The sequence below is a fragment of the Nocardia coffeae genome (genome assembly GCF_019890715.1).
Lineage (GTDB): Bacteria > Actinomycetota > Actinomycetes > Mycobacteriales > Mycobacteriaceae > Nocardia > Nocardia jiangxiensis.
Genome location: NZ_JAINZY010000015.1, coordinates 70,204 through 94,351, shown reverse-complemented (window position 1 = coordinate 94,351; position 24,148 = coordinate 70,204). Strand labels below are relative to the sequence as shown.

Here is a 24,148-nt window from a genome sequence, read left to right as displayed (position 1 = left end):
GACTGCTCGGGGGCGTGCCGGAGTCGATCTGCTATTTGCTGGACAACCGGGCGACCACCGGCGCGAACGCGTCCAGTTCGGTCTGCTGGACGCTGATGTAGTTCATGCCGAATGTCTCGCGGCGTTCGCTCAGCCGGTCGGTAACGGCATTGACGGTGCCGATCAGCACATTCGGGTGTTCCAGCAGCCCCTCCGCGGGCACCCTGACCATCTTGGCGATGCCTGCGGCCGAGGTGGCCACGTCGTCGGTGATGGCGGTGAAGAACGGAGAACTCTCGATGTCCAAGGCGCCGAATCGATCTCCGGCCGCCTCACGGATGAAGGACAGCCGCCGCAAGGCCTCCTGCTGCGGGGTGCGGCCCGCGGCATCGATCGGCTCGAACGGCACGTTGTTGATGCTGGCGATATCCGCCTCACGGCCGGCGAGCGACAAGACGCGTTTGCGGCTGCCGCCGATCATGATCGGCGGGTGCGGCCGCTGGACCGGCAGCGGCAGGCCCGCGTAGTCGCGCGCGGTGACGAAGTCCCCCTTGATGTCGAGCGGTTCACCCGAGCTGTGGGTCTTGAACAGCGCGACGACCTCCTCGAGCTTGGTGACCCGGCGAGCTGGGGCATCGAAGTCCAGTCCCATTGCGCGGTACTCCGGTTCGCTCCAGCCGGCGCCGATACCGAACTCCAACCGTCCCTCGGACAGCAGGTCGATGGTGAGTGCCTCCTTCACCAGCGCGCCCGGCACGTGATAGTCGACGCAGAACACCCGGCAACCGACCCGCAGGGTCGTTGTCACCGCGGCGGCTGTCGCCATGGCCGAAATCGGTGCGAGGTATTGCGGAGGCCACTGCGCCTCTCGGCTCGCAGGGCCCTTGCCGAGATAGTGATCAGCCAGGAACAGCGTGGAGTACCCCAAGTCTTCGGCCTTGAGGGCCAGGTCACGCCACTCGGCGGCCGAGGTGGCGCGAGTGGCCTGGACTGCGAAGCGGAACGGTTTGGTCATAGCGAGAACCTCGTTCATAGAAACGTACATGTATGTCCGGTTACTGGAGTATAGTCACTTTCCGAAAGCGAGAAGGACATTCTCATAAGCGGAAGGAGCGGTATGGTCAAGCGCACGAGGTTCGTCGAGTACCGAGACCGGTACGCGAACTACCGCTTCGAGCTGAGCGACGACGGCATCCTGTTCATGCAGTGCCACACCGACGGTGGTCCGCTGGTGTGGGACTGGAAAGCGCATGACGACATGGCCGATGCATTCGCCGATGTGGCCGGTGACCGGGAGATCAAGGTTCTCATCCACACCGGCACCGGGGAGAACTACAACGCTGACTGGGGCTTCTCGCCGGACAATCCAGCCCCGGAGGAGTACGCGTACCAGGCGATGCCGGGTGATCGCGGGCTGTGGAAGCTGGACGAGAAGGCTTGGTACAACCGCAATCTCATGTTCAACGTGCTCAACGTGGACGTGCCGATGATCAGCGCGGTGAACGGGCCGTGCAATATCCATTCCGAAGTGGCGCTCATGGGTGACATCGTGCTTGCCTCCGAGGACGCCTGGTTCCAGGATGTTTCACACTTCCCGCGCGGAGTGGTGCCCGGCGACGGACAGCACGTGATCTGGAACTTCCTGGTCGGCCACAACCGTGGCCGGTATCTGCTACTGACCGGCAAGAAGCTCAGTGCGCAGGAAGCCTTGGAATGGGGTGCGGTGGCCGAGGTCCATTCCAAGGACAGGCTGCTGGACCGTGCGTGGGAGCTGGCGCACGAGCTGGCCAAGCGGCCGCCGCTGACTCTGCGCTACACCCGTCAGCTGTTCACCCATGAACTCAAACGCGCCTTCCTGGATCAGATCGGTCAGGGAGTGGGCTGGGAGACCTATGCCCAGCGCGCGTTTTTCCCCATTGCCGGCGGAATGGAACCGCTGGATCGGCAGTGGAACGACAAGCCCTGGTCGGGTCAGGGGTAGGCCGGGTCACCGAGGACCTGGCTCGCCTGCACGCCGACTACGTCATGTGACGTCACGAGCAGCGCAGAAGGAAGGTTGACATCATGGCGATTCAGGAACGCCTCGCCACCGGAAAGGGAAAGTTCACCCCGCGGTATCCCGAACTCGGTACCGGGCCGGTGAGTTACGAGGACTGCATCTCCGAAGAGTTTTTCGCCGCCGAGCGGGAGGCGGTGTTCAAGAGGTCCTGGCTGAAGGTCGGCCGAATGGAACAGCTCCCGCACACCGGCAGTTACTTCACCCGTGAATTGGCCGGGCTCGGCTCGATCGTCATCGTGCGCCAGGCCGACGGCAGCGTGAAGGCGCTGCACAACGTGTGCGCGCACCGCGGGAACAAGGTGGTGTGGCAGGAACATCCGGCCGAAGAATCACAAGGCAGCTGCCGGGTGTTCTCCTGCAAGTACCACGGCTGGCGGTACGGGCTGGACGGCAAGGTCGCACACATCACCAACGAGGACCAGTTCTTCGACCTCGACCGGGACAGCCTCGGGATGCCATCGCTGCACTGCGATGTCTGGGCCGGGTTCATCTTCGTTAACTCCGCCGAACATGCCGAACCGTTGCGGGCCTTCCTGGGGGAGCGGTTCGGCGAGCTGGACGCCTACCCGTTCGAGCAGATGACCCAGCGGTTCGGATACAAGACCACGGTCAAGGGCAACTGGAAGCTATCGATCGACACGATCCTCGAGTGGTATCACCCGCCGTATGTGCACGGCAGGTTCATCAACCCGGACGTGTCGAAGGCCGAGAAGATGGTCCCGCCGCCCGATGCCTACCACTACGACCTGTTCACCTCGCACATGCTCAACTCGGTGCCGGGGCCGCCGCCGCTGCCGCCGCGTGAACCGGGCAGCCTCGGTCCGGCCAAGCGGGATCAGCGGTGGATCTACAAGCTGTTCCGCGCTGGGCTGTTCGGCCCGGACGACATTCCCGACGTCGGTCCCATGCCGGCGGCACTGAACTCGGGCCGGATCCAGTCCTGGGGTAACGACGCGTTCTGGCTGTTCCCGAACTTCTCGGTGCAGATCTGGGCGCGCAACTATTACATTACCTACCAGTACTGGCCCGAATCGGTCGATTCGCACACCTACGAGCTCGACATCTACTTCCCCGAACCACCCACCGCGTCGGAGCGGCTGGCACAGGAAATGGTCGCGGATACCACGATCGAGTTCGCCATGCAGGACTGCAACACCGTCGAGGCGACGCACTCCGCACTGGCCACCCGAGCCAATCGCCAGTTCCACCTGTCCGATCAGGAGTTGATGATCCGCAACTTCCACAAGGTCGTCCGGGACACCGTGGCCGCGCACCGGAACCTCGGCGACGAATAGGAATACCGATGACGAATTCAATGCTGCCGCAAGACTTCCGGGAGTTGGAGCCGTACGTGGCCGATTGGGCCCGGCCCACCAGGCAGGAGCGCTACGACATGCGGCTTTCCAAGACCATCGACGAACTCGGTGAGTTCTACGACGCCATCGCACCGCGCGCCGAGCAGGCCATGGCGTATCTGGACGGCCTCGATCTGAACGACCTGCCGGATCCGGAGACCCGGCTGTTGCATCTGCTGTATTCGCTGGTCATGGTGTCGTACCCGGTGAACGTGTTCAAACAGCCCAGGATTCCGGATACCGGTGCCGCGTTCTTCGACACCGTCATCGAGCCTGCGATCTGAGTAAGACAGGAAAAGGTATGGGACACAACACTATCGATAGTCACAAGGAGGTGTGCGCGTGAGTGTCAGGCGTACGGCCATCGTCACCGGTGGCGGCTCGGGGATCGGGCGGGCAATCGTGCACCGGCTCGGTGCAGACGGGTTGGCGACCGCGATCCTCGACCGCAATGCCGAGGCGGCCGAGAAGGTCGCGGAGGAGGCTCGTAGCAAGGGTTACGAGACGGAGGCATTCGGCGGCGTAGACGTCTCGGACCGGGCTCAGGTCGACGATGCGGTGCAACGCGTCCGCGAGAGCATGGGGCCGGCGCTGGTGCTGGTCAACAACGCCGGTATCGCCGAATTCAAGAAGTTCATGAATGTGACCGACGAATTGTGGGATCGGATGCTGGCGGTGAACCTCACCGGCCCGTACTACCTGTGCCAAGCGGTCGTGCCGGATATGGTCGAGGCCGGCTGGGGGCGGATCGTGAACATCTCCTCGTCCAGCGCACAGTCGGGCCAGGCATTCCAGACCCATTATGTGGCGTCCAAGGCGGGACTGATCGGCCTGACCAAGGCCATGGCGCTCGAACTCGGCCCGGCCGGGATCACCGTGAACAGCGTTCCGCCCGGCTTCGTCGAGACACCGCTGCTGCGGTCGGCGGAGGAGCGTGGATTCCTCGGCGGGTCGCTCGAAGATCACGCGGCCCGCACGCCGGTGCGACGACCGGGACGGCCGGAGGATATCGCGGCCGCCACTGCGTTCCTGGTCTCCGACGATGCCGAGTACATCACCGGACAGGTGCTCGGAGTCAACGGTGGGCGCAATACCTGATCGGTGCGGCGCGCGCCGCCATGGCGGCGAACGCGGATCGGCCCGACCGGCCGATCCGCGTCCACGCGCCGCGGCGGCGTGGCGATCAGCGCGTCTCGGGGATCTCCTGCGGGTCGGGCATGACGCCGAAGGTGTTGTAGGCCATGGCCAGCATTCCGTAGTGACCGATGGTGAACACGAGATCCATGCGTTGCCGCTCGTCGAGGCGTTCGCTCAGGGCCGCCCACGTCCGCTCGGACAGGTCGTAGTTCTCCTCGAGTTCGTCGACCGTGTCCAGCAGGATCTGCTCGAAGGGGTCGGGAAGCGTGCCGTGTTGCACTCCCTCGATCTCCGCGGCCGACAGTCCCGCGTCCGTGCTCGCCCGCACGTGACTCACCCAGATGTATGCGCAGCTGTGGCGTTGGGCGACGCGAAGGACGACCAACTCCCGGATTCGAGGTTCCAGGGTTGATCGCATCATCACGTAAACGCCCAGCCCGAGGTACGCCTCGACCAGATCCGGATGCCTGGCGAGGGTCGATATCGCAGGCCCGGCGCCCTGGGGGTTCTGGCGCTGACGCGGCACCAATGCTTTTACCGCGTAGCGGGTTCGATCGTCCCATTCTTCGGCCGGTAGCGGGGAAATACGCACAGGGACTCCTTCGTTATCGAAATCATGGATTGTTGTGAGCATGGCCCTGAATGAGAACCATGAGCATGCGTCATGAGAATCATATTCTCGCAGCAGCGGATTCGACAAGTATCGTGTGAATCCAGGGCGATATCGAACGGCGTGCCGAATATGTCCGTCGTCGGTTCTATTTTTATTTCATTAGTTAGGAGACTCAATTGTCTGCAGAACAGACGCCCGCACGTGTGGCCCCGACGGGTGATCCCGGCGCGGTGACTCGGCGGTTGCTCATCGACGGAACGCTGGTGGAGGCCGAGCGGACATTCCCGTCGACGAATCCCGCGACAGGGGAGATCGTCGGGTACGCGCCCGACGCCTCGCTCGCGCAGGGTGAGGCGGCGATCGAGGCCGCCCGCCGTGCCTTCGACGAAACCTCCTGGGCGACGGATGCGACGTTCCGCGCCCATTGCCTCGACCAGTTTCACCGGGCCCTGCTGGACAACGTCGAGGAGCTGCGAGAGCTGACCATCGCAGAGGCGGGCTCCACTCTGCAACTCACCAAGGCCGGTCAGCTGGAGGATCCGATCAAGATCGTCCGGTACTACGCCGACCTGCTGCCGACGTTTCCGATGACCGAGGATCTCGGCGCCATCGAGTTCAACGGTCAGCAGCACCGGCGGTGGGTCGAGAAGGAGGCGGCCGGGGTGGTCGCGGCGATCGTGGCCTACAACTATCCGACCCAGCTGGCACTGGCCAAACTGGCACCGGCGCTCGCCGCGGGCTGCACGGTCGTGTTGAAGGCCGCCCCGGATACCCCGCTGGTCACCCTCGCGCTCGGCGAGCTGATCGCCCGGCACACCGATATCCCCGCCGGTGTGGTGAACGTGGTGTCCTCCACCGACGTGGCGATCGGCGAACAGCTGACCACCCACCCCGATGTGGACGTCGTCACGTTCACTGGTTCCACGGTGGTCGGACGCAAGATCATGGCGGCCGCGAGCGGCACGCTCAAGCGGGTGTTCCTGGAGCTGGGCGGCAAGTCGGCCCTGATCCTGCTGGACGATGCCGACTACAAGTCGACGGCGTTGTTCGCGGCCTTCGGCATCACCATTCACGCCGGCCAGGGGTGCGCGCTCACCTCGCGGCTGCTGGTGCCCCGCAAGGATCACGACGCGGTCGTGGAGCTGGTCGCGGCCAGCATGGCACGGGTCCGGGTCGGCGACCCGGGCGCTCCGAAGACATATATGGGCCCGCTGATCAGCGAACGGCAGCGGGACAAAGTCGATGCCATGGTTCAGCGCGCGGTAGCGGCCGGCGCGAAGCTGGTGACGGGCGGGGAGAAGATCGACCCGGGGTTCTTCTATAAGCCGACACTGCTGGCCGGGGTCGATCCCGACAGCGAGATCGCCCAGGACGAGGTGTTCGGCCCGGTGCTGGCGGTGATTCCGTTCGACGACGACGATGACGCGGTGCGAATCGCCAACAACTCGGTCTACGGCCTGTCCGGCGGTGTGTTCAGCGCCGACGAGCAGCGGGCCCTGGCGGTGGCCCGGCGCATCCGCACCGGCACCTTCGCCGTCAACGGAGGCAACTACTTCGCTGCCGATGCGCCGTTCGGCGGCTACAAACAGTCCGGTATCGGACGCGAGATGGGTGTGGCCGGGCTGGAGGAGTTCCTGGAGCGCAAGACCCTGGCGGCGGTGTGAGACTGCGGTGACCCCCGGGCTCCCGTGCGATGGGATATGACGGAACTCCGGTCGTTCGTGCGTCGCGGCCGGTGTCCGAGGCGCCCGGATCAGGCAGTCGGACTGCGTGATCCGGGACGTCCGGGGCCGTGGCGGCCGCATCCGCGATTGCCGGTCGGATGCCGGAGACCGCCTTGGCGCGGTTGGTCGCTGGTCGAGCAGCAGTTCCTCTCGGATGTGTCGGTGCTGTGCGTACGCGACCTCGGCGGGATTGGTATTCGCTCTTATATGATTATCGTTTCCGTGACCGAATGAATTATGCGCTGTTGTCTCACCGACAGGTTATTCCACTCCTTGGGGTGTGTGTACGGCATCGATTTAGGGAACATTAGGGGTATTCTGATCCTATATCAGAGTATTATTCTCCTAATAGGAGACTGGGAGTCTCATCCGTGCGGTGACGATGGAGGAACGGCGATGACTGCGACCTTTACAACAATGACGCCGTTCGGCGTGGAGGCCGCCGGTGTATCCGGTGATCGGCTGGCCGACCGCGATGCGGCCGAGGAATGCCGGGACGCACTCGGCGAGCACGGAGTCGTGATCTACCGCGGGATCGGCATCGGCGATGACGATCTGGTGGCGTTCACTCGGCTACTGGGCGAACCGGTCGTGGCCAAGACCGCCGAGCATCGGCACCCCGAGATCGACACGATCACTCTCGATCCGTCCAAGGCGGGCGCGGTGCTGTCCTCCTATCGGCAGGGCAATTTTCTCTGGCATATCGACGGCGCGACCCGCGATCTTCCACAGAAGGCCACGCTGCTCGTCGCCCGCGAGGTGGATCCCGCCGGTGGCGATACCGAGTTCACCAACACCTATCTCGCGTACGAGGCACTGCCCGAGGAGACCAAGGCGGAGATCGGCGCGTTGCAGGTACGGCACAGCTTCGCCACCGCCCAGGCACGGGTGCATCCCGATGCCACAGCGGACGAGCGCGCGGCCTGGGAGCAGGTGTCGGACAAGATTCACCCGCTGGTCTGGACGCACCGCAATGGCCGAAAGTCGCTGTTGATCGGATCCACCGCGGGGGAGGTCGTCGGAATGGACGCGGCGCAAGGGCAGGCGTTGCTGACCCGGTTGCTCGACTGGGCGACCCAGCCGCGGTTCACGCTGCGGCACCAGTGGCGGCGAGGCGACCTGGTCATCTGGGACAACACCGGGATGTTGCACCGAGCGCTGCCCTTCGAACCGACCTCGCGTCGCCTGCTGCATCGAACCACGCTCGTCGGCGAGGAAGCCGTCGCCTGACCGGGCCGGGCGAACATCTATTACTGAGGAGTACCGTGCAACTGTCCTTCGACTCCGACGTCGAGGAATTCCGGGCCGAATTCGCGGCCTTCCTCGACGAACATCTGCCCGCCCCCGACGAAACCACGCAGCGGGCGCACTCCAGCTCCGATGTGCCCCCGTGGGCCCGCCGCTTCCAGCGACTGCTGTTCGACAACGGCTGGCTGCTGCCCGGAAATCCACCGGAGTTCGGTGGCCGCAATGCCACGGTGCTGCAGCAGTACGTGCATCTCGAGGAGCTCTCGCGCCGCCGGATCTACCACAGTTACAACCCGCAGGGAGTGGGCATCATCGCCGCGTCGCTACTGTCCTTCGGCACCGAGGAACAGAAGCAACGCTGGGCGGTGCCTATCTTGCGCGCCGAGATCACCGCCTCCCTGGGCATGAGTGAGCCGGGCGCCGGATCGGACCTGGCCTCGTTGCGTACCCGCGCGATTCGGGACGGTGACGATTTCGTGGTGAACGGCCAGAAAGTGTGGACCTCCGGTGCGCACGACGCCGACGTGCTGCTGACGTTCGTGCGCACCGATCCCGATGCGCCGAAACACAAGGGCATCAGTGTGCTGCTGATTCCCACCGATACTCCGGGGGTCACCCGGCGGCCGTTCGCATCGGCTGTTTCCCCGGATGACCTGGACTTCAATGAGGTGTTCTTCTCCGATGCCCGGGTGCCAGCGGAGAATCTCGTCGGTCCGCTCAACGGCGGCTGGGGTGTGGCCAATGGCTCGCTGGGCCATGAGCGGTCGTTGCTGTGGATGAGCTTCGCCGAGCAGTTGCAGTTCATCGCCGAAGACTGCCGACCCGAGACCGCGACCGAACGGGACGGCTACGCCACCCTGGTGATGGATCTGTTCGCGTTGCGGCTGCTGGGGTCGCGGGCGTTGTCCCGTGCCGCCCGCGGCGAGCAGGACACCCAATCGCTGTCGGTCCTGAAACTGCTCGGTTCAGAGGCTCTGCAGAACGCTACCGAGCGGGCACTGAACGCGACGGGCTCTGACGGCTTGATCGATCCGAGCTTCAGCGCAGCGTTTAAGCCGTATCACCACGACCTGTTCAGCAGAAGCTGGTTCGATCGGTATCTGCGCAGCTTCGGGGCCACGATCGCCGGAGGTACCTCCGAAATCCAGCGCAGCATCATCGCAGAGCGAGTGCTCGGCCTACCCCGAGGCTGAGCACTCGCAGTGAGCCGCATGGGTTTTGGGGCCGATCGGGCAAGAACGTTCGCCTCGCCCGATCGGCAGGCCCCAGCCGTACCGCCGCCGTGTGGTCGCCGAGACGGACGTCCGGCCCGGCGACGGCCATGGTCTTCGCGATCAGCCGGCGCGGTAATCCTTGATGATTTTCTGAACGGTCACGTGCAGGTGGCGCAGGAGGATTTCCTGGTCGCAGAGCGGGAACTCGGTGATCTCGCGGGTCTCGAGCATGGTCTGGGTCGCCTCGAGCGTGTTGGCGTCCTGCAGCCCGTATTCCTTGAAGGTGACCGCCGCCAACTCATGGCGCAGCCGCTCGCGGGCGTTCTTCGACGGGGCGAAGTACAGACTCGCCTCGAAGATGTGTTTGTTCACCGCGGTCGGCCAGTAGTGATAGGTCAGGTACCAGCCCGGTTCCCAGATCAGGATGGTGAAGTTCGGGAAGAATTCGAACGAGTCCTCTCCCCAGGCCCGGTGCCGGGCCGGGTTGAGGCCGCTCGGCAGCCGGTCCAAGCCCTCGATATCGGGCTTGTCCCACGGACCGAACAGGCCGCTGCGCAGTTCCCGCTCGATCGGCTTGACCATGCTCGGATCCTTCGGCGGCGCCATACCGCCCCAGGAGGAGATCATCGAGTGCGGGGTGAACAGCTCGTAGTGCAGCCCCTCGTAGCCGACGTTGTACAGTTTGGCGGCCTCCTCCTGGGTCGCCTGCTTCTGATGCAGCACCGGTGCGTGGTAGAACTCGGCGAACGCGTCGACGAACAACTTCCAGTTGCTGCCGATCTCCGCGCGGTAAGTGTAGACCTCGGTCATCTGATCGAAGGGGTAGCCCTCGATGCCCTTGGCCATGGGGCCGAGGTATTCGACGAGTGGCTTGGCCTCGTTGTCGAGGTTGATGAAGATGAAGCCCTCCCACACCTCGCAGCGCACCGGCTTCAGCCCGTACTCGCTCTTGTCGAGGTCGAAGAACTCGCCCTCCTGCTGGACGAAGGTGAGCTCGCCCTGCAGGTTGTAGCGCCACGCGTGATATTTGCAGGTGAACTGGCGGCAGATGCCCGCGGACTCTTCGCCGGGGTAGTCGTCCCACACCAGCTTGTTGCCGCGATGGCGGCAGATGTTGTGGAATGCCCGGATCACGCTGTCGGTGTCTTTGACGATGATCAGTGACTTGCCAACGCAGGCCAGTTCTTTGGTGAAGTAGCTGCCCACGCGCGGCAGTTGGTTGACGCGGCCGACGTTGAGCCAGTTCTTGCGGAAGATGGCGTTGCGCTCGTCCTCGTAGAAGGACGGGTCTATGGAATCGGTGTAGTCGACCGGTCCGGTACCGAGCTCCGGGTAGTTCTCCGTCCAGCTGCCTGCGGCCGGTTTGGTGAAGTGCGGCAGGGGATTCGACCTTTCAGTGGGGCGGGCGGCCGGACCGTTCCCGCACTATCGAGACCGCGACAGCGCGGCCAGATCTGCCGAGAGTTCCCGGGCGTGCCGTACCGGCCTGGATCCGTCCCACGTCCGGCAGAGTGTCTGCACGGCGTCGAAAGTGCGCAGGATTCTCGCGTCTGCATCGATGAGTTCCAGGTGACTGCCATCGGGCAGGTAGTTTTCGAGGTACAGGAAGGCCAGGCCGGCCGAGGACCCCCGGTGCACCACGAATTTCTCCAGATTCGAATCCCGGACCACCACATTGATATTGGATACCAGGACCGCCTGATGGTTCAACGCGCCCGATCCGGTCCTGACGGCCTCGGTGTAGAGCGATTCACCGTCGCCGACGGGCTGAATGACCTCAATCTGGATATCGTTCCAATAACTCATTCCGACGAGCAGGTCGAGTTTGCTCTTCGTTCCGCGATAGAGGTAATCCTCGACCACCGTCGGAAGCAGATAGAACGGCCCGATGCCGAGCCGCTCCGACCATTCGGCGGCCGCTTTCGCTGCGTCGGCGACCACGTAGCCGTGCTGCATCAGGGGTCCGAATTTCATCTGCGTCATGCACATCTCCCGAATGAGCGCCCCGACGTCAGAGCTGGGTCCAGACTGATTTCGTCTGCATATAGGTCTCGATGCCCTCTCGGCCGTATTCCAGGCCCCAACCGGACTGTTTGTAGCCACCGAAGGGCACGGCGTGGTCGAAGACCAATTGGCAGTTCAGCGTGATGGTTCCGGATTCCAGTCGTTTCGCGAGGCGATGGGCGCGGCTGAGGTTGTTCGTCCAGACAGTGGCGGCCAGGCCGTAGGTCGTGTCGTTGGCCATCGCCACGGCCTCATCGTCGTCGTCGAACGGCAGGATGGTCACCACGGGCCCGAAGATTTCCTGTTGATACAGCCGCATGGCGGGATCGACATTGGTGAGTACTGTCGGATGGACGAAATATCCGCGTCGGTCGAGCCGGTGCCCGCCGGTAACCACCTCGACGCCGTCGCGTTTACCCTCGTCGATGAAGCCCATCACACGGGTCAGCTGCTTCTGACTGATCAGCGGGCCGATTCTGCTGCCCTTTTCCTTCGGTCCCCCGAGCTTGGCAGCATTCGCCGCCTGGGCTACACCGTCCACTACCTGGTCGTAGACGCTCCGTTGAACGAAGATGCGCGAACCGCAGACGCAGCCCTGACCGGAGTGCACGAAAATGCCACCGGCCGCCACCTTGATGGCCGTTTCCAGGTCGGCGTCGTCGTAGATCAGGACCGGCGATTTGCCGCCGAGTTCGAGCAGGACCTTCTTGAGGTTGCCCGCGGCAGCCCGCACGATCTGCTTGCCGACCTCGGTCGACCCGGTGAAGGCGATCTTGTCGACATCGGGATGCGCGGCCAGGGCCGCGCCCGCAGTGTGGCCGTTACCGGTCAGGAGATTGACCACGCCGTCGGGAACACCCGCCTGGGCGATGAGCTTGACCAGCAACAGGGCGGACAGCGGTGTTTCCTCGGCGGGTTTGAGGACGTTGCTGCAGCCCGCGGCCAGGGCGGGTGCGAGTTTGGCGCACGCGGTCATCATCGGGCCGTTCCACGGGATGATGTGGCCGACCACTCCGAACGGTTCCTTGATGGTGTAGGCGTGCATGCTCGCATGGGCGCCGGTGATCCCACCGGTCATCCGCACGTCGTACGCGGCGCCGTCGAGCTTGGTGCACCAACCCGCGTAATAGCGGAAGAATTCGGCGCAGGTCGGCATGATGTTCTGCGCCTGTACCAACGGCATGCCGGTATTCAGCGAATCGAGTTCGGCCAGCTCATCGACGTGCTGGTCCATCAGATCCGCGATGCGCCACATGATCTTGGCCCGTTCCCGTGCGGGCAGACCGTGCCAAACCCCCGATTCGAACGTGGCTCGCGCCCGCGCCACGGCATCGTCGACGGCGTCTTCCCCGCAATCAGTGAACTCGGCGATCTGCTCCTCTGTGGCGGGATCGATGACCGGAATGACCTCACCCGTCCCTGGGCGCTCACGTAGTTCATCCACTACCGACTGCAGTGTCATCGGACTTCCTCACTCGTCGTAGAACGTTGTGCATAAGATCAGCAATTGCTGGTAGACAGCATGATTGACGTTGAACACATGTTTAGCACTTGGGCTGATGGGAGGTCAAGGCCGCTGGGATGCAGGGGTCCGGACCTTACTGGTTGTTCTGCGCACGTCGGCTCAGCTGTCCGGAGCGCGCGAGCCGGACGCCACTCTCGCCGACGACGGCATAGCCGTCGTCGGCAATCTTGACCTGAGTGGATGCCGGGAGCTACCGCCGAGATGGCGCGATACCGTCCCATTGTGTTGCCGGGCCCGAGAATTCGCCGGTCTCCCGGGCGATGGCGCACTCCTCGGCGAAGGACAGCAGCTTCAGGTGGTATGCCGCGGCCGAATATCCGAGACTGAGGTTGTGCCCGGTATTCGGCTGTATGTTGAGCACGACCCGCGGCGCGGCGGTGAACAGTGAGGCGACCTCGGCCAACTCCTCCGGGTCGTTGCGCCACACCCGTTCGTACTCTCCGACGGTGAAGCGCAGGGGAATGCCGATCGGTGCCGCGAGAGCAGGGAAACGCACGTCCGCCCATGACCCTGCCTCGGCTGCTTCGGCCTCGTACCGGGGGCCCCCGACCCAGCCGATCGGTCTGCCTCCGATGAGGTCGGCCGGATACAGTCGTGCCGGAGACCACAGGAGAGTGCGAATCCGCAGCACATCGGGTCTGACTCCGGAGAACAGCGCCGCGGATTCGGCATGGCGCTCGCGGCCGGTACCAGCGAGTTCCAATCCGAGTAACCCCGCGCCGCGCTCGTGGCCGGCCATGCGCGCCGCCAGTTCGCAGCCCGCCGAATGTGCCATCAGGAAGATGCCGGCACCCCGCGGTTGCGGGCCGAGGTGCTGGTCGATGGCCGCATACATCGCATCGATGCGCCGTTGCGGATCGTGGAATCGGTCCGCGAACTCCCGGGAGCTACCGTAGCCGGGCCGATCCAGGGCGAGCACCGTGAACCCGGCTGCCGCGGCGGTCCGGAGTAACGACAGTTCCGGATGACCCGGACAGTCGAAATACACCGAGGTCGTCGCGCCACCGTGCAGCGCGACGAGCACCGCCCGGGGTGCCGGCGCCGTGGCGAGCAGTGCGGACATCGGTACGCCGTCGATGTCCGCGACCTGACGGACAACCGGCTTGCTGGGGTCGGGTAGGCCCCTGTCGAACGACGTACGGTCGTCCTCGGCGATCGTCATGGGCTCGCCCGTACGACCGATGTGCGGCGGTACCTCATGTAGCTGTCCTTTCCTGAAAGCGGTGCCGGTTCAGATCTGTGCCTTTTCCTTGTGGACGGTTACCGGTTCGGCTAGCCGCTGTTCGGTGCAGATCCGCTGCAACGTCTCGAGCGTCTCGCCGAGCCCGGCACCGAGCCGCGGGCCGGGGGTGAAACTCGCCGGCAGGTGTCGCATGCCCTGGATGATGCCGATCGTCTCGTAGTGGACCGTGCCTGCGGGATCACAACGGAAATCCGGCATCCGATCCAGCACGGCGATCAGCATCCGCTTGAATACGGTGCGGGCTACGTTCGAGCCGATGCAGCGATGGATTCCGAGGCCGAAGCTGTAGTGCCGGTTACCTTTTCGCTCGAGGTCGACGGTGTTCGGGTCCTCGAACACCGACGGATCCCGGTTGGCCATCGCCCAGGACAGCCAGAGGCGTTCACCCTCTTCGAACCGCTTGCCGACCAGTTCCGCGTCCGTAGCGAAGGTTCTGCCGTCGCCGGGGGCCGGTGTGAAATACCGCAGGAATTCCTCGGTTGCGGGATCGAGCATCAGATCTCGTTCCCGGCTGAGCCGCTCCCGGTCGGCCGGATGTTCCGAGAGCCATTCCAGTGCGTGGGCGGTGAGTGCGGTGGTGGTGTCGAATCCGCCGCCGATGATCAGCGTCAGCATGCCGAGCGCCTCGATATCGGGTATCGGTTCACCGCCGAGGGTGGCCTGAGCGACGGCGTCGAGCAGGCCGGGGCGTGGAGCCTGCTTGACCTGGTGGTAGTTCGTCATCAGATCCACGCCCATGGCCCGGCTCATCTCCTCGACGCGCTGTGTGTCGGGAGAGTCCGGTGGCGTGTAGACCGACGCGTGCACCGGCTCGTTGTAGATGGTCCACTTCTCGAGGGGAATCCCCAGCATTGCCAAGGTGAGTACTGCGGGCACGATGTTCGCCAGGTCGTCCACGAAGTCGATGTGCCCGCTGGTGATCTTCTCGTCGAGACTTGCCCGAACCACCTCGTCGATGAATGGAATCCAGCGGCGTACCGCGGCGGGGGACAGGTAGGGGTTGAGTGCCGAGCGGAGTTCACGATGCTCCGGATCGTCCATTTCCAGAATGCCGCCGCGCGTCGTTCCGGCCCGGGGCGGCGGCGGGATCGTGATTCCTTGATATCCGCGGCGTTCGCCGAACGGGTCGTGGTCACTGGACACGGCGGGGCAGCGGGCGAGTTCGAACACCTGCCGGTTGCCTGCCGCGACCCAGTGCCCGTCGTAGGTGTCCGACCAGGCGATCGGGCATTGCGACACCATCTCGCTGGTGATCGAGTCGAAGTCTTCGCGATATCGCGGAGTGTGCCGGTCGAAGTCGTAACGGGGCTGTTTGCGGGTGTCGTCTTCAGTATTCATAGCGGCTGCTCTCGGGCATGGCTGTGGCCCCGATCTCGGCTGATGGTGCCTGTGGCTGAGGCGATCCCGCCCTGTCACGTACTACCGGGGCTTCGCTGTTCGATAGGTCCGAAGGGAAATCGCCCTTCCGGATGTGAGAACCGTACTATCGCGCACACTTAGGCCGCAAGGGCCCGTGCAAGCGGTCGAGGCCACCCTAGTGAGGGGTGTTCGAACTGCCCCAGGATCGACACAGCCACTTTTCGAATGTATGATTCTCTCATTGTCAGAATGGAATTTCCGCCATCCCCGACGACGCTCTGGCTGATCGCGGCATTCGCGCAGGAGTCTGACATTCGCGACCTGTGAGGGGGTATCGCACTGGGCTCGGTCGTGCACTACGGGGGAACAGTTCGGCACGACCGTCAACTTGGCAAGCCCGCCGTGGCCGACGATAGCGTCGGCCACGGCCAGGTGTCCGCCGAGTTTGTCGTGAGGGGAACCGTTGTACCTGTCCGATTGCGCCGCGCATGGGTTCCGGTGGCGTGGCGGAAGCGTGCCGCTTGTTCAGGCGCGCATTGTCGTTCCGCCGTCGACATTGAATACCTGTCCCGTAATCCACTCGGACATGCCGGAGAACAGGAATGCGACCGTGGCGCCGATGTCCTCGGGGACGCCGTGGCGGGATGCGGGGGTCGTTTCGAGGATCATGTCGCGGAAGTCCTGTGGCAGGTTCAGCTTGGTTGCCTCGGTGAGGACCAGGCCGGGGGCAACGCTGTTCGCGCGTACGCCTTCCTTGCCGAATCTGCGGGCCACGTGCCGGGTGAGCGCGGTGATCCCGGACTTGGTCACCGAGTAGGCGACCTTGTCCGGCATACCGGCGTACACCGCGTCGGAAATTGTGTTGACGACGGATCCACCCCCGGCGGCGATCATGTGCGGCAACGCGTGCTTGAGGGTGAGCAGATAACCGGTCAGGTTGACGTCGATGGTGCGCTGCCAGGCCGCGAGGTCGATGTCGACCACGTCGGTGTCTCGCGCGACCTCATCGGGATGGATGTTGGCCGCGACGTTGAACAGTCCATCGATGCGCCCGTACTTGTTCATCGTGAGATCTATCTGACTCTTGACCTGTTCCTCATCGGCGATGTCGACAGCCATCGCGATGCCTTCGCCACCGGCGTCCTGGGCAGCCCGCAGGCTACGTTCGGCAGATTCCTCGCTGATGTCGCCGACCACGATCGTTGCGCCGCCGGCGCCCAGGAATTTTGCGGTCGCGGCGGCGAGTCCGCCCGCACCGGCGAAAACGATGACCTTCTCGTTCAGGCCTTCCATGTCAACTCCTCTGTTCGGTTCAGTCTTCTCGATGAAACGTACGTCTGTGTACGTTTCCTAAAACCGTACATGAGTGTACGTTTCTGGGCTATCCTTCCAGGATGGAGTCTGAGCTGAAGGTGCGGCGAGACGCCGCCCGTAATCGCATGCGGCTGCTGGACGCGGCACGCGAGATCTTCGCCAGAGACGGCCACGATGTGCCCCTCGAGGAAGTCGCCCGTGCCGCGTCGGTCAGTCGGACTACTCTGTATCGCCACTTCACGACCCGTGAGGAACTTGCCGCAACGATCTTCGAGGAGAACGTGGTGCGGATCGAGCAGCGCGCTGCTGAGTTGCGGGAGTGTCCGCGTGGTGTGGTGGACCTGTTCGATTTCGTCCTGGATATGCAGTTGGATTGTCGGAGCATGTCGCATGTGCTGTTCGCCACGAACACCATCGAATGGTTCAGCGTGCTGTCCGGACGGACGGCGGATGCGTTCGGCCCTCTGCTCGAACGCGGCCGCGTTGCCGGTGTCGTGCGACCGGCCGTCGATGTATACGACGTGATGATGGCGTTCCGGATGGCAGAAGGGCCGATCGCTGACGGTGACGGACTGGGACGGACTCGGACGACAGACCGCGTCCGCGCCATGCTCCATCGAGGTCTGTTCACCACGACATCCTCGTCGGACAGCGCCGACTGACTCCGAGAATCGCTGTGCCACCACTCCATCGCGACAGTGACATCGGGAGATTCATCCTCACGACGCCCTCTGCCGCACGTGGTCGCGGCGGCTTCGTACCGGTAATTCGGAGCTGTCGAGGGTATGGCGTCGGCATCACACCGCAACAACCTTTGTGGACGGCCGGAAATTCTGGCGTACAGGAGCGCGCTGTCGAATCGACCCGCTGCGAGCCAGATGACAGCGAGTGGATCTCACCCGGCCCGCGTGGCTGGATATTGCATTAATACCAACGGATGGAAACCTGATGGCTCCTCAACCCTCTGAATCTTTCGGATCCAATGTTCGAGAACTGCGTTTCCGGCCGCCCCGCCGAATGTATCTGCGCAGGCCGGGAATGCCATATCGGCTCGCCGTGATTTCGCCGAGCGCAAATGAAACAATTCAGCAGGTGGGGGGGTGGCTGTTCGATCAGGTGATGGCCGGCTGGGAGGTGGACGTTCTTGTCGCCGATCGCGCGAACCCACGGGCGCTGTCCATCCTCGGCGTATCCGTACATGAATTGAAGTCCGCGGAATTGAAGTCCGCGCTGGTCGCCATAGCGAACGGCGGTCTGCCGCATACGGTCGCGGTGGCGACCCAGCTCTATGCCTCCGATGACGGTGTCCATGATTGTGTCCTCGACCTCCTCGGTGAAGGCGGGTCCGAGATCATACTGTGGGGAGAAGACCGTCCAGTCGATCTGGATTTCCGGATCGATACTGGAGAGTATGCGTTGAGCAATGCGGCGCGGGCGTTCAAACGGGAAGCACTCGTCGCCGCCGCGCTCTCGACGGAAACCGTCGAAGACACCGGAATATTCCGTAGCAGAGTGTCGCTGAAATATGCGGTACGGGGTGCCGCCATCTCACACTGAACGGTCGATCAACCAGCAGTTCGGAGGGTGTAAGTATCATTTTCACGCCTCCGAACTGTCCGAAATATGCCGACTACGGATGCGGCTCCTCAGCAGTTTGTTCCGGTGACAGTGCGCCTTGTCCCCCGGTCGCAGGCCGGTTGAATTGACGCATGAAAAGCGACAGTACGAACGCCACGGCGGAGATCGCGGCGAACATATAGAACGCGGTCGTGTACGCGGATTCGGCTGGGAGCTGCGCCAACGGCCCGGTGTTGAGCTTCGTGGTCGAGACGTGCCCGGGTATGTTGACGTGCAAGATCAGTGGGTGCGCAGCCATTACCGCGGCGGCGGCCGCGGATGCGGCAGCGGTACCGAAGCTGTTGAACGCACCGTACATGCCGGCACTGACGCCCTGCTGCTCCTGTGGTACCGCTTCCACCACCATATTCGGAAGGGTCCCGAGATAGGCACCTGCTCCGAGCCCGGTTATCAACGCGATCGCCGCGAGGTCCCATACGCTCGAGTGGAATAAAGCGTATGCCACTCCGGCGACTATGAAGGCGAGGGTGGAGACGATGTACGGCCGGCGCAGCCCGATCCGGGTGGACAGCCAACCACACAGCGGCGACACGATCACGTAGACGATCGTCATCCCGATCGTATACAGGGTCATGTGCAGAAGTGTCAGATTCAGCCCGGGCAGGTGCCCTTCGACCGAAAAGTACTGTTGCATCGCCTCCGGCGGAATTGTTGTGTGCATTTGTAGCGACGCCTGCGCTGCGGCTTGCTGGGCGGCACCCTGGGCAACCTGTTGCTTGATGGCCTCACCGGCCGCACCGCCCGGTGTCTCACCCAGGAAACTGGATACATAGCCGAGGCCCGTCATGGTTCCGACCGACATGAACGCCGCAAGCAAGACACTCGCGTACCGAGGGGACCGCAGCAGCTTCGGGTCCATGATCGGTTCCGGGGTGTAAAGCTCCCAGGCGTAGAACAGTCCCAGCGCCACCACACCGCCGATCACCCACGGCAGCGACGGGATCCAGCCCCACGAGCCGCCTTCGCTGAGATAGATCAGCACCCCGGCCGTGCCGATAGCCAGCAGGGCCGCGCCGACCCAGTCGATCTTGCATTTCACCCGCAGCTTGGTTTCTGGAACGAACAAGGCCAGCGGGAGGATCGTGACCAGGCTCCAGACCACGCAGAACCAGAAGAGCGCACGCCAGGTGAAGTGGTCGGTGAGGACGCCGCCAGCGAGAGGACCGAGCACTGCACCCAAGCCGGTGCCTCCGCCGGCCAGGGCAATTGCCATGTTCAGATACCGGCGTGGCATCAGATCGCGAATCAAGCCGTAGGACACGAAGATCGCAGGAAATGCCAGGCCCTGCAGAGCCCGGCCGAGGAGCATGACCGGCCATGAGGGCGTGAGTGCATCGATTGCACACCCGACCATCGAGACGATGAGGCATGCGACGACGATCTTCTTCTTACCGATCCGGTCGGACAGCTTGCCGATGACCGGGACGGCAACGCCGCCGAGGATCGCATACAGCGTGGTCAGCCAGGTTAGTTGACTGGCGTTTTCGTGCGGAAACGACTGTCCGATGAAGCGGGCAGCGATCCCGACGAAGGTCAAGTGGAACGGGACGATCTCGGTGGCTGCGACGACTGCCGCGATGATCAGCAATATCTGACGCCGCGATGAGCTGTCGAGGCGGCCTGTGTCGACTTCGTCGGGCTTACCGACATCGACGGGCGAGGTTGACATGGGTGTGTTCTCCCTTCGTCCGCGCTGCATGCACGGACTGCTGTGGCGGATTGGAATTATCCACTTCGGAGAATGATGTTTCCGAGAAATGTCGGCACCGCATGCGGGAGATGCGGTTTTGGCATGCAATACCTTGACCTGCTGACCAACTTTCTCTTGACGTATCCAGCTGCTGGTGTTAAACATAGCCAAAGCTGTGTTGGGCGATAGTTCAGCATCTGTTGGGAATTGGCGTCTTTCGACGCCGGGAACCGCTGGAGTTCCTGTACCGAAAGAGGTTGATCGTGAGCGACCGAGTCAGTCCTGGGCAGTCTGTGCCTGTGAGAGCCGACTCGAGCACGTAGTGGATATCAGGCAGCTGACAGCGTTCGTAACGGTGGCCGAGGTCGGGAGCGTGACCCGAGCGGCGGAACTGCTGAACAGCATTCAGCCTTCGGTCACTCGGCAGATCCAGGCGCTGGAGCAGGAACTCGGTGTCGAGCTCTTCGAGCGGACGCGATACGGGATGACGCCGACTACCGCGGGCATTGTCATGGCGGATCGGGCTCGACGTGCGCTGCAGGAACTCGGCCGCGCTCGCGCCGAGATCGGTCCACTGTCGCGCATGGTAAGCGGTGGCGTCACCGTCGGTGTGCTGGACAGTGTCGTGGATCTATTGAGCGCCACGCTGATCGCCACTGTCTTACGCGATCATCCGGGAATTCATCTGCGCGTGATGACGGGTGGCTCCGGATCGCTGCGTCGCTGGATGAATGATGGCGATCTGGATCTCGCTCTCACCTCGGGGTGGGTCGAAGAATCGGTGTGCCGCAAGGTGTCGCTGGCGACCGAACAGCTGTGGGTGGCGGCGCCCCCGGATGCAGGCCTGCGCGCCGACGCTCCGGTCTCATTTCGCGAGCTGGCAGACCATCCGATGGTCATGCCTTCACCTGGGGACGCATTGCGTGAACTGATCGACATCGCGGCCGCCGATCTCGGCGTCAATTTCCGGATCGCGGTGACGACCAATTCGATTCGCCTGCAGAAGCAGTTGGTCGCGGAGGGGCAGGGCTGGACAGTGTTGCCTGGTGTCCACATTGATCGGGACATCCTCGCGAACGACTTGAGCGCCGCGCCGCTGCGCGCGCCGGAGGTTCGCCGGTCGATCGTTCTGGTCGTTTCGCCTGCTGGACGCCGCCCAGCGGCGGTGGCGGTGGTCGCGGAGGAATTGGCGCGATTGGTGCGCAGCGTGATCCACGATGGCCGGTGGCTGTCGGGACGACCGGTTGCCGCCGATATCGGCGCGATCGACAGCGGTGCCCGTGCTGCCGTCAAGGGTGCGATATAACCCACTTGGAAGGAAAAGCAACTCGCAATGGGCAGGGGTGATGATCCTCGAGGTCAGTCGTGGCCGCCACCGCCTCCAGCCGAGTCGACGCGACTCGCGAACTGCTCCAGGAACGAAATCAATTCCGGGTGTCCCAGCGTGACGCCCAGGGATTGCTCGGATACCACGGTCTGCGCGAGGCTGCTGATGAGTATCGCCAGCACCATCGGTGGCAGGTCGTCCGGTTCGATGCCGTGATCGCGGAGTATGAACGTCAGGGCCGTGTGTTGGAGTTCGCGGAAACGTTCGGCGTAGCTGGCGATCTCCGCGCGAATGTCCTTGCGGTGGTTGGCGAGTGCGGTGAACTCCATCATCAGCGCTGTGCCGGAATGGCGAGTACTGAGCTCCCACAGCTCCCGCAGGGGCTGGTCGGAGAGCAGCGCTTCCTGTTGTCGTTTGAGGTTGGCTTCGGCCCCGCGCCGGAATACCGCCAGGAACAGGTCGTCCATAGTCGGGAAGTAGTAGTGCACGAGTGCGGGCTGCACGCCTGCCTTCGCGGCCACGCGTCGCGATGTCGCGGCGGCGTACCCCTCGTCCAGCATGATCTGGGTGGTCGTTTCGATGAGGGTCTGGCGCGTCTTGGAATCCTGTGTGCCTACCCGCCGCTTGGTGCTCACGCGCGGACCGCCCATATACGAATACTCGAGTATCGGTTCGACCCGTCGGTCTCCCGATGGAGTCTTGACCGGCGGGTGATCTCGGTGCTATACATGCACCAAAACATATCATTGGGCGCTCGCCCAGTATGGGACGGCTGGGCACCTCGCAGCTCGGCTCAGTCAAGACACTACAGCGGTGCAAGTCGCGGTGCGCTTCGCTGCGCACGGATCAATGCGCCGGCCTGCTGAGTGAGTTCTCGTGCGCTACCGAGCAATCCGTCCAGTACCAGGGTGCGCCGGATGTGGCGGTGCAGATTGTGTTCGTCGGTGAAGCCGATGCCGCCGAGCACCTGTTGACAGTGCCGAGCCGCGGTCAGCGCTGCCTGACCGGATGCTGCCTTCGCCAACAGCGCGCCGAGTTCGTCTTCGGCGGTGTACAGGGTAGCTTCGGCGCCCTCCAAGGCGACCAGAGTTTCGGCCAGACGGTGCCGCACCGCCTGGAACGATGCCAGTGAACGACCGAACTGCTGACGATCGAGCGCATGCTGGCGGGCCAGGGCGAGCATGGCGCGGCCGGTACCGATCAGCCACCAGCTCAGGGCGCGGCGGCCAGCCGCCAATGGGGCCTCGCGGCCCTCGTCGACCCGCCGAAGTGGCAACTCCCTGTCGACAGTGGAAAACTCGGTCGCGGCAATCGTTTCGGAATCGCGCTCCCAGATCACCCAGGAACCTCCCGAGAACGGGAGGGGCACCACGGTGCCGTCCCCGAGCGGTTCACCAGCTGAGTGCCGTATCACATCGTTGAGTAAAGGTGCGTGCGCACCGGTTTCGCCGAGTAGCCGAAACACCAGCGGCACAGCGGTTTCCGGCAATTCGATCAGCATATCGAGCCAGCCGAGGTTGGTCAGCGCCCGGTCCAGGTCGTTCCCGGAGGTACTCGACATGGTCATGCGCAGCGTCGCGGCGAGCAACTCCAGTTCGGGGCCGTCCATGGTTACTCCTTTCCCAGATCGAGGAGGCGGCGGGCGATGATGTTGCGCTGGATCTCCGAGGTGCCGCCATAAATGGTGGCGGCTCGTGAATACAGGAATTCCGTGCGCCATTCGCCATCTGTCAGCTCGATCTCCGCGGGCAGCAGATCGCGTGCGGTATCGAAGAGTTTCTGTTCGGCAGTGCCGAGCAACACCTTGTCGATCGATGTCTCCGGACCCAGGTGCCCACCCCCCGCCAGTCGCTGCTGGGTAAGCCGGGACCGGCACCGCAACGTGTGCAACGCCAGATATGCGGCACCTAGTTCCGCGTCGGCTCCGGCATCGCCGACCGTCGCCGAAGTCTGCGTTATCAGCCGGTCCAAGCGGGTGAACAGGTGCGCGCCGCGGTGCCAGAAGCAGGTGGACCGCTCGTGGGGCAGCAGATCCATTGCCAGTTGCCAGCCGTCGCCCGGGTTGCCGAGCATCCGGTCGGCGGGCACAACCACCTCGTCGAAGTACACCTCGGCGAAGTCGTCGACGCCGTGCATGGTGCGCAGCGGGCGCACGGTGATTCCGGGAGTATCCATATCGACGAAGAATGCGGTGATTCCGCTGTGGCCCGGCGCGGTGCGCGTCAGTACGATGCACCGGGTGGAGAACTGCGCCAGACCCGTCCACAGCTTCTGACCGGTGATCACCCAATTCTCGCCGTCCGGCACCGCCCGCGTAGCCAGCGATGCCAGATCACTGCCGGACCCGGGCTCGGAGAATCCTTGGCACCAGTGTTCAGCGCCGGACAACAATCTCGGCACCATCTGGGCGGCGAGCTCCGGCGCGGCGTAGGAGATCATCGTGGGTGCGAGAACCTCGATCATCGAGTATGCCCCCGGCTCGGCCAATCCCCGGGTGGCAACCTCCTCGCCGAGCACCGCGCGCAACAACGCCGGCCCACCGAGGCCGCTCACCTCGGCGGGCCAGCCGTAGCGCATCCACCCCGCTTCGTACAGCGCGCGCCGCACTCGTGATACCTGTGCCAGTTCGGCGCCGCGCGAGCGGTCATTGGTAGGGGAGAGGTCGTTCTCGTCGAGCCAGGCGCGCAGATCCGACCGGAATCCGGCGACAGTCATCCGC

General features: G+C 63.9%; 22 protein-coding genes. 10 read left to right on the top strand and 12 right to left on the bottom strand.

Annotation, left to right across the window (positions count from 1 at the left end; translation table 11 throughout):
• Window positions 1-31: 31 nt before the first annotated feature.
• Window positions 32-994 carry a TIGR03621 family F420-dependent LLM class oxidoreductase gene (locus tag K7711_RS37970; RefSeq protein ID WP_222976111.1) on the bottom strand — a complete coding sequence of 321 codons (963 nt, stop codon included), beginning with the start codon at window positions 992-994 and terminating at the stop codon, window positions 32-34.
• A 102-nt stretch (window positions 995-1,096) separates the two neighbouring features.
• Here K7711_RS37970 and K7711_RS37965 point away from each other — a divergent pair, with 102 nt between their 5' ends.
• The 4 genes from K7711_RS37965 to K7711_RS37950 all read left to right on the top strand — a co-directional run bounded on the left by K7711_RS37965 (window position 1,097) and on the right by K7711_RS37950 (window position 4,491).
• Window positions 1,097-1,960 carry an enoyl-CoA hydratase/isomerase family protein gene (locus K7711_RS37965; protein WP_222976109.1) on the top strand — a complete coding sequence of 288 codons (864 nt, stop codon included), beginning with the start codon at window positions 1,097-1,099 and terminating at the stop codon, window positions 1,958-1,960.
• Between the two features lie 83 nt (window positions 1,961-2,043).
• Complete coding sequence (locus K7711_RS37960) at window positions 2,044-3,333, top strand: aromatic ring-hydroxylating oxygenase subunit alpha (RefSeq protein ID WP_222976107.1); 1,290 nt, start codon at window positions 2,044-2,046, stop codon at window positions 3,331-3,333.
• An 8-nt stretch (window positions 3,334-3,341) separates the two neighbouring features.
• Window positions 3,342-3,677 (top strand): hypothetical protein, encoded by a 336-nt coding sequence (locus K7711_RS37955; protein ID WP_222976105.1) that lies wholly within the window; start codon window positions 3,342-3,344, stop codon window positions 3,675-3,677.
• 58 nt (window positions 3,678-3,735) lie between these two features.
• Complete coding sequence (locus tag K7711_RS37950; RefSeq protein WP_222976103.1) at window positions 3,736-4,491, top strand: SDR family NAD(P)-dependent oxidoreductase; 756 nt, start codon at window positions 3,736-3,738, stop codon at window positions 4,489-4,491.
• Window positions 4,492-4,576: 85 nt separating this feature from the next.
• Here the strand turns inward: K7711_RS37950 and K7711_RS37945 are convergent, their stop codons facing one another.
• Window positions 4,577-5,122, bottom strand: coding sequence for a carboxymuconolactone decarboxylase family protein (locus K7711_RS37945; RefSeq protein ID WP_222976101.1), 546 nt, complete (start codon window positions 5,120-5,122; stop codon window positions 4,577-4,579).
• A gap of 197 nt (window positions 5,123-5,319) precedes the next feature.
• Here K7711_RS37945 and K7711_RS37940 point away from each other — a divergent pair, with 197 nt between their 5' ends.
• From K7711_RS37940 to K7711_RS37930, 3 genes are all read left to right on the top strand, one after another.
• Window positions 5,320-6,807: an aldehyde dehydrogenase family protein gene (locus K7711_RS37940; RefSeq protein ID WP_222976099.1), complete on the top strand. Its 1,488-nt coding sequence runs from the start codon at window positions 5,320-5,322 to the stop codon at window positions 6,805-6,807.
• Between the two features lie 456 nt (window positions 6,808-7,263).
• A complete protein-coding gene (locus K7711_RS37935; protein ID WP_222976097.1) occupies window positions 7,264-8,097 on the top strand; it encodes a TauD/TfdA dioxygenase family protein in 834 nt (277 codons plus the stop codon).
• 35 nt (window positions 8,098-8,132) lie between these two features.
• On the top strand, window positions 8,133-9,308 hold the full coding sequence (locus K7711_RS37930; protein ID WP_222976095.1) for an acyl-CoA dehydrogenase family protein: 1,176 nt from the start codon (window positions 8,133-8,135) through the stop codon (window positions 9,306-9,308).
• Between the two features lie 141 nt (window positions 9,309-9,449).
• Here K7711_RS37930 and K7711_RS37925 read toward each other — a convergent pair whose 3' ends face one another.
• The 6 genes from K7711_RS37925 to K7711_RS37900 form a co-directional block, all read right to left on the bottom strand.
• Complete coding sequence (locus tag K7711_RS37925; RefSeq protein ID WP_222976374.1) at window positions 9,450-10,709, bottom strand: aromatic ring-hydroxylating oxygenase subunit alpha; 1,260 nt, start codon at window positions 10,707-10,709, stop codon at window positions 9,450-9,452.
• Between the two features lie 45 nt (window positions 10,710-10,754).
• Window positions 10,755-11,312, bottom strand: coding sequence for a VOC family protein (locus K7711_RS37920; RefSeq protein ID WP_222976093.1), 558 nt, complete (start codon window positions 11,310-11,312; stop codon window positions 10,755-10,757).
• A gap of 28 nt (window positions 11,313-11,340) precedes the next feature.
• Window positions 11,341-12,795 carry an aldehyde dehydrogenase family protein gene (locus K7711_RS37915; RefSeq protein WP_222976092.1) on the bottom strand — a complete coding sequence of 485 codons (1,455 nt, stop codon included), beginning with the start codon at window positions 12,793-12,795 and terminating at the stop codon, window positions 11,341-11,343.
• 253 nt (window positions 12,796-13,048) lie between these two features.
• Window positions 13,049-14,020: an alpha/beta hydrolase gene (locus K7711_RS37910; RefSeq protein ID WP_222976090.1), complete on the bottom strand. Its 972-nt coding sequence runs from the start codon at window positions 14,018-14,020 to the stop codon at window positions 13,049-13,051.
• A 69-nt stretch (window positions 14,021-14,089) separates the two neighbouring features.
• Window positions 14,090-15,439: a cytochrome P450 gene (locus K7711_RS37905; RefSeq protein ID WP_222976088.1), complete on the bottom strand. Its 1,350-nt coding sequence runs from the start codon at window positions 15,437-15,439 to the stop codon at window positions 14,090-14,092.
• Between the two features lie 546 nt (window positions 15,440-15,985).
• Window positions 15,986-16,753 carry an SDR family NAD(P)-dependent oxidoreductase gene (locus K7711_RS37900; protein WP_222976086.1) on the bottom strand — a complete coding sequence of 256 codons (768 nt, stop codon included), beginning with the start codon at window positions 16,751-16,753 and terminating at the stop codon, window positions 15,986-15,988.
• 101 nt (window positions 16,754-16,854) lie between these two features.
• Between K7711_RS37900 and K7711_RS37895 the strand changes: the two genes are divergently transcribed.
• Both K7711_RS37895 and K7711_RS37890 read left to right on the top strand, forming a co-directional pair.
• Window positions 16,855-17,436: a TetR/AcrR family transcriptional regulator gene (locus K7711_RS37895; protein WP_222976083.1), complete on the top strand. Its 582-nt coding sequence runs from the start codon at window positions 16,855-16,857 to the stop codon at window positions 17,434-17,436.
• Window positions 17,437-17,662: 226 nt separating this feature from the next.
• Window positions 17,663-18,331 (top strand): hypothetical protein, encoded by a 669-nt coding sequence (locus K7711_RS37890; RefSeq protein ID WP_222976081.1) that lies wholly within the window; start codon window positions 17,663-17,665, stop codon window positions 18,329-18,331.
• Window positions 18,332-18,404: 73 nt separating this feature from the next.
• On the opposite strand, the gene K7711_RS37885 is transcribed toward K7711_RS37890, so the two are convergent.
• Window positions 18,405-20,081, bottom strand: a complete 1,677-nt coding sequence (locus K7711_RS37885) for an MFS transporter (protein ID WP_222976079.1) — start codon at window positions 20,079-20,081, stop codon at window positions 18,405-18,407.
• A 343-nt stretch (window positions 20,082-20,424) separates the two neighbouring features.
• Here K7711_RS37885 and K7711_RS37880 point away from each other — a divergent pair, with 343 nt between their 5' ends.
• Window positions 20,425-21,408 carry a LysR family transcriptional regulator gene (locus K7711_RS37880; RefSeq protein ID WP_222976077.1) on the top strand — a complete coding sequence of 328 codons (984 nt, stop codon included), beginning with the start codon at window positions 20,425-20,427 and terminating at the stop codon, window positions 21,406-21,408.
• 53 nt (window positions 21,409-21,461) lie between these two features.
• On the opposite strand, the gene K7711_RS37875 is transcribed toward K7711_RS37880, so the two are convergent.
• The 3 genes from K7711_RS37875 to K7711_RS37865 all read right to left on the bottom strand — a co-directional run bounded on the left by K7711_RS37875 (window position 21,462) and on the right by K7711_RS37865 (window position 24,144).
• Window positions 21,462-22,079, bottom strand: coding sequence for a TetR/AcrR family transcriptional regulator (locus K7711_RS37875; RefSeq protein ID WP_222976075.1), 618 nt, complete (start codon window positions 22,077-22,079; stop codon window positions 21,462-21,464).
• Window positions 22,080-22,234: 155 nt separating this feature from the next.
• The gene (locus tag K7711_RS37870) at window positions 22,235-23,038 is read right to left on the bottom strand and encodes an acyl-CoA dehydrogenase family protein (RefSeq protein ID WP_222976074.1); all 804 of its coding nucleotides are present in this window, start codon (window positions 23,036-23,038) and stop codon (window positions 22,235-22,237) included.
• Window positions 23,039-23,040: 2 nt separating this feature from the next.
• Window positions 23,041-24,144: an acyl-CoA dehydrogenase family protein gene (locus K7711_RS37865; protein WP_222976372.1), complete on the bottom strand. Its 1,104-nt coding sequence runs from the start codon at window positions 24,142-24,144 to the stop codon at window positions 23,041-23,043.
• Window positions 24,145-24,148: the final 4 nt, after the last annotated feature.

Excerpts from the sequence above, each read along its gene's own strand:
- K7711_RS37960 (WP_222976107.1), top strand. The coding sequence starts at position 2,044 with ATGGCGATTCAGGAACGCCTCGCCACCGGAAAGGGAAAGTTCACCCCG.
- K7711_RS37970 (WP_222976111.1), bottom strand. The coding sequence starts at position 994 with ATGACCAAACCGTTCCGCTTCGCAGTCCAGGCCACTCGCGCCACCTCG.
- K7711_RS37965 (WP_222976109.1), top strand. The coding sequence starts at position 1,097 with ATGGTCAAGCGCACGAGGTTCGTCGAGTACCGAGACCGGTACGCGAAC.
- K7711_RS37875 (WP_222976075.1), bottom strand. The coding sequence starts at position 22,079 with ATGGGCGGTCCGCGCGTGAGCACCAAGCGGCGGGTAGGCACACAGGAT.
- K7711_RS37865 (WP_222976372.1), bottom strand. The coding sequence starts at position 24,144 with ATGACTGTCGCCGGATTCCGGTCGGATCTGCGCGCCTGGCTCGACGAG.
- K7711_RS37955 (WP_222976105.1), top strand. The coding sequence starts at position 3,342 with ATGACGAATTCAATGCTGCCGCAAGACTTCCGGGAGTTGGAGCCGTAC.
- K7711_RS37900 (WP_222976086.1), bottom strand. The coding sequence starts at position 16,753 with ATGGAAGGCCTGAACGAGAAGGTCATCGTTTTCGCCGGTGCGGGCGGA.
- K7711_RS37870 (WP_222976074.1), bottom strand. The coding sequence starts at position 23,038 with ATGGACGGCCCCGAACTGGAGTTGCTCGCCGCGACGCTGCGCATGACC.
- K7711_RS37905 (WP_222976088.1), bottom strand. The coding sequence starts at position 15,439 with ATGAATACTGAAGACGACACCCGCAAACAGCCCCGTTACGACTTCGAC.
- K7711_RS37895 (WP_222976083.1), top strand. The coding sequence starts at position 16,855 with ATGGAGTCTGAGCTGAAGGTGCGGCGAGACGCCGCCCGTAATCGCATG.
- K7711_RS37885 (WP_222976079.1), bottom strand. The coding sequence starts at position 20,081 with ATGTCAACCTCGCCCGTCGATGTCGGTAAGCCCGACGAAGTCGACACA.
- K7711_RS37915 (WP_222976092.1), bottom strand. The coding sequence starts at position 12,795 with ATGACACTGCAGTCGGTAGTGGATGAACTACGTGAGCGCCCAGGGACG.
- K7711_RS37920 (WP_222976093.1), bottom strand. The coding sequence starts at position 11,312 with ATGACGCAGATGAAATTCGGACCCCTGATGCAGCACGGCTACGTGGTC.
- K7711_RS37935 (WP_222976097.1), top strand. The coding sequence starts at position 7,264 with ATGACTGCGACCTTTACAACAATGACGCCGTTCGGCGTGGAGGCCGCC.
- K7711_RS37910 (WP_222976090.1), bottom strand. The coding sequence starts at position 14,020 with ATGACGATCGCCGAGGACGACCGTACGTCGTTCGACAGGGGCCTACCC.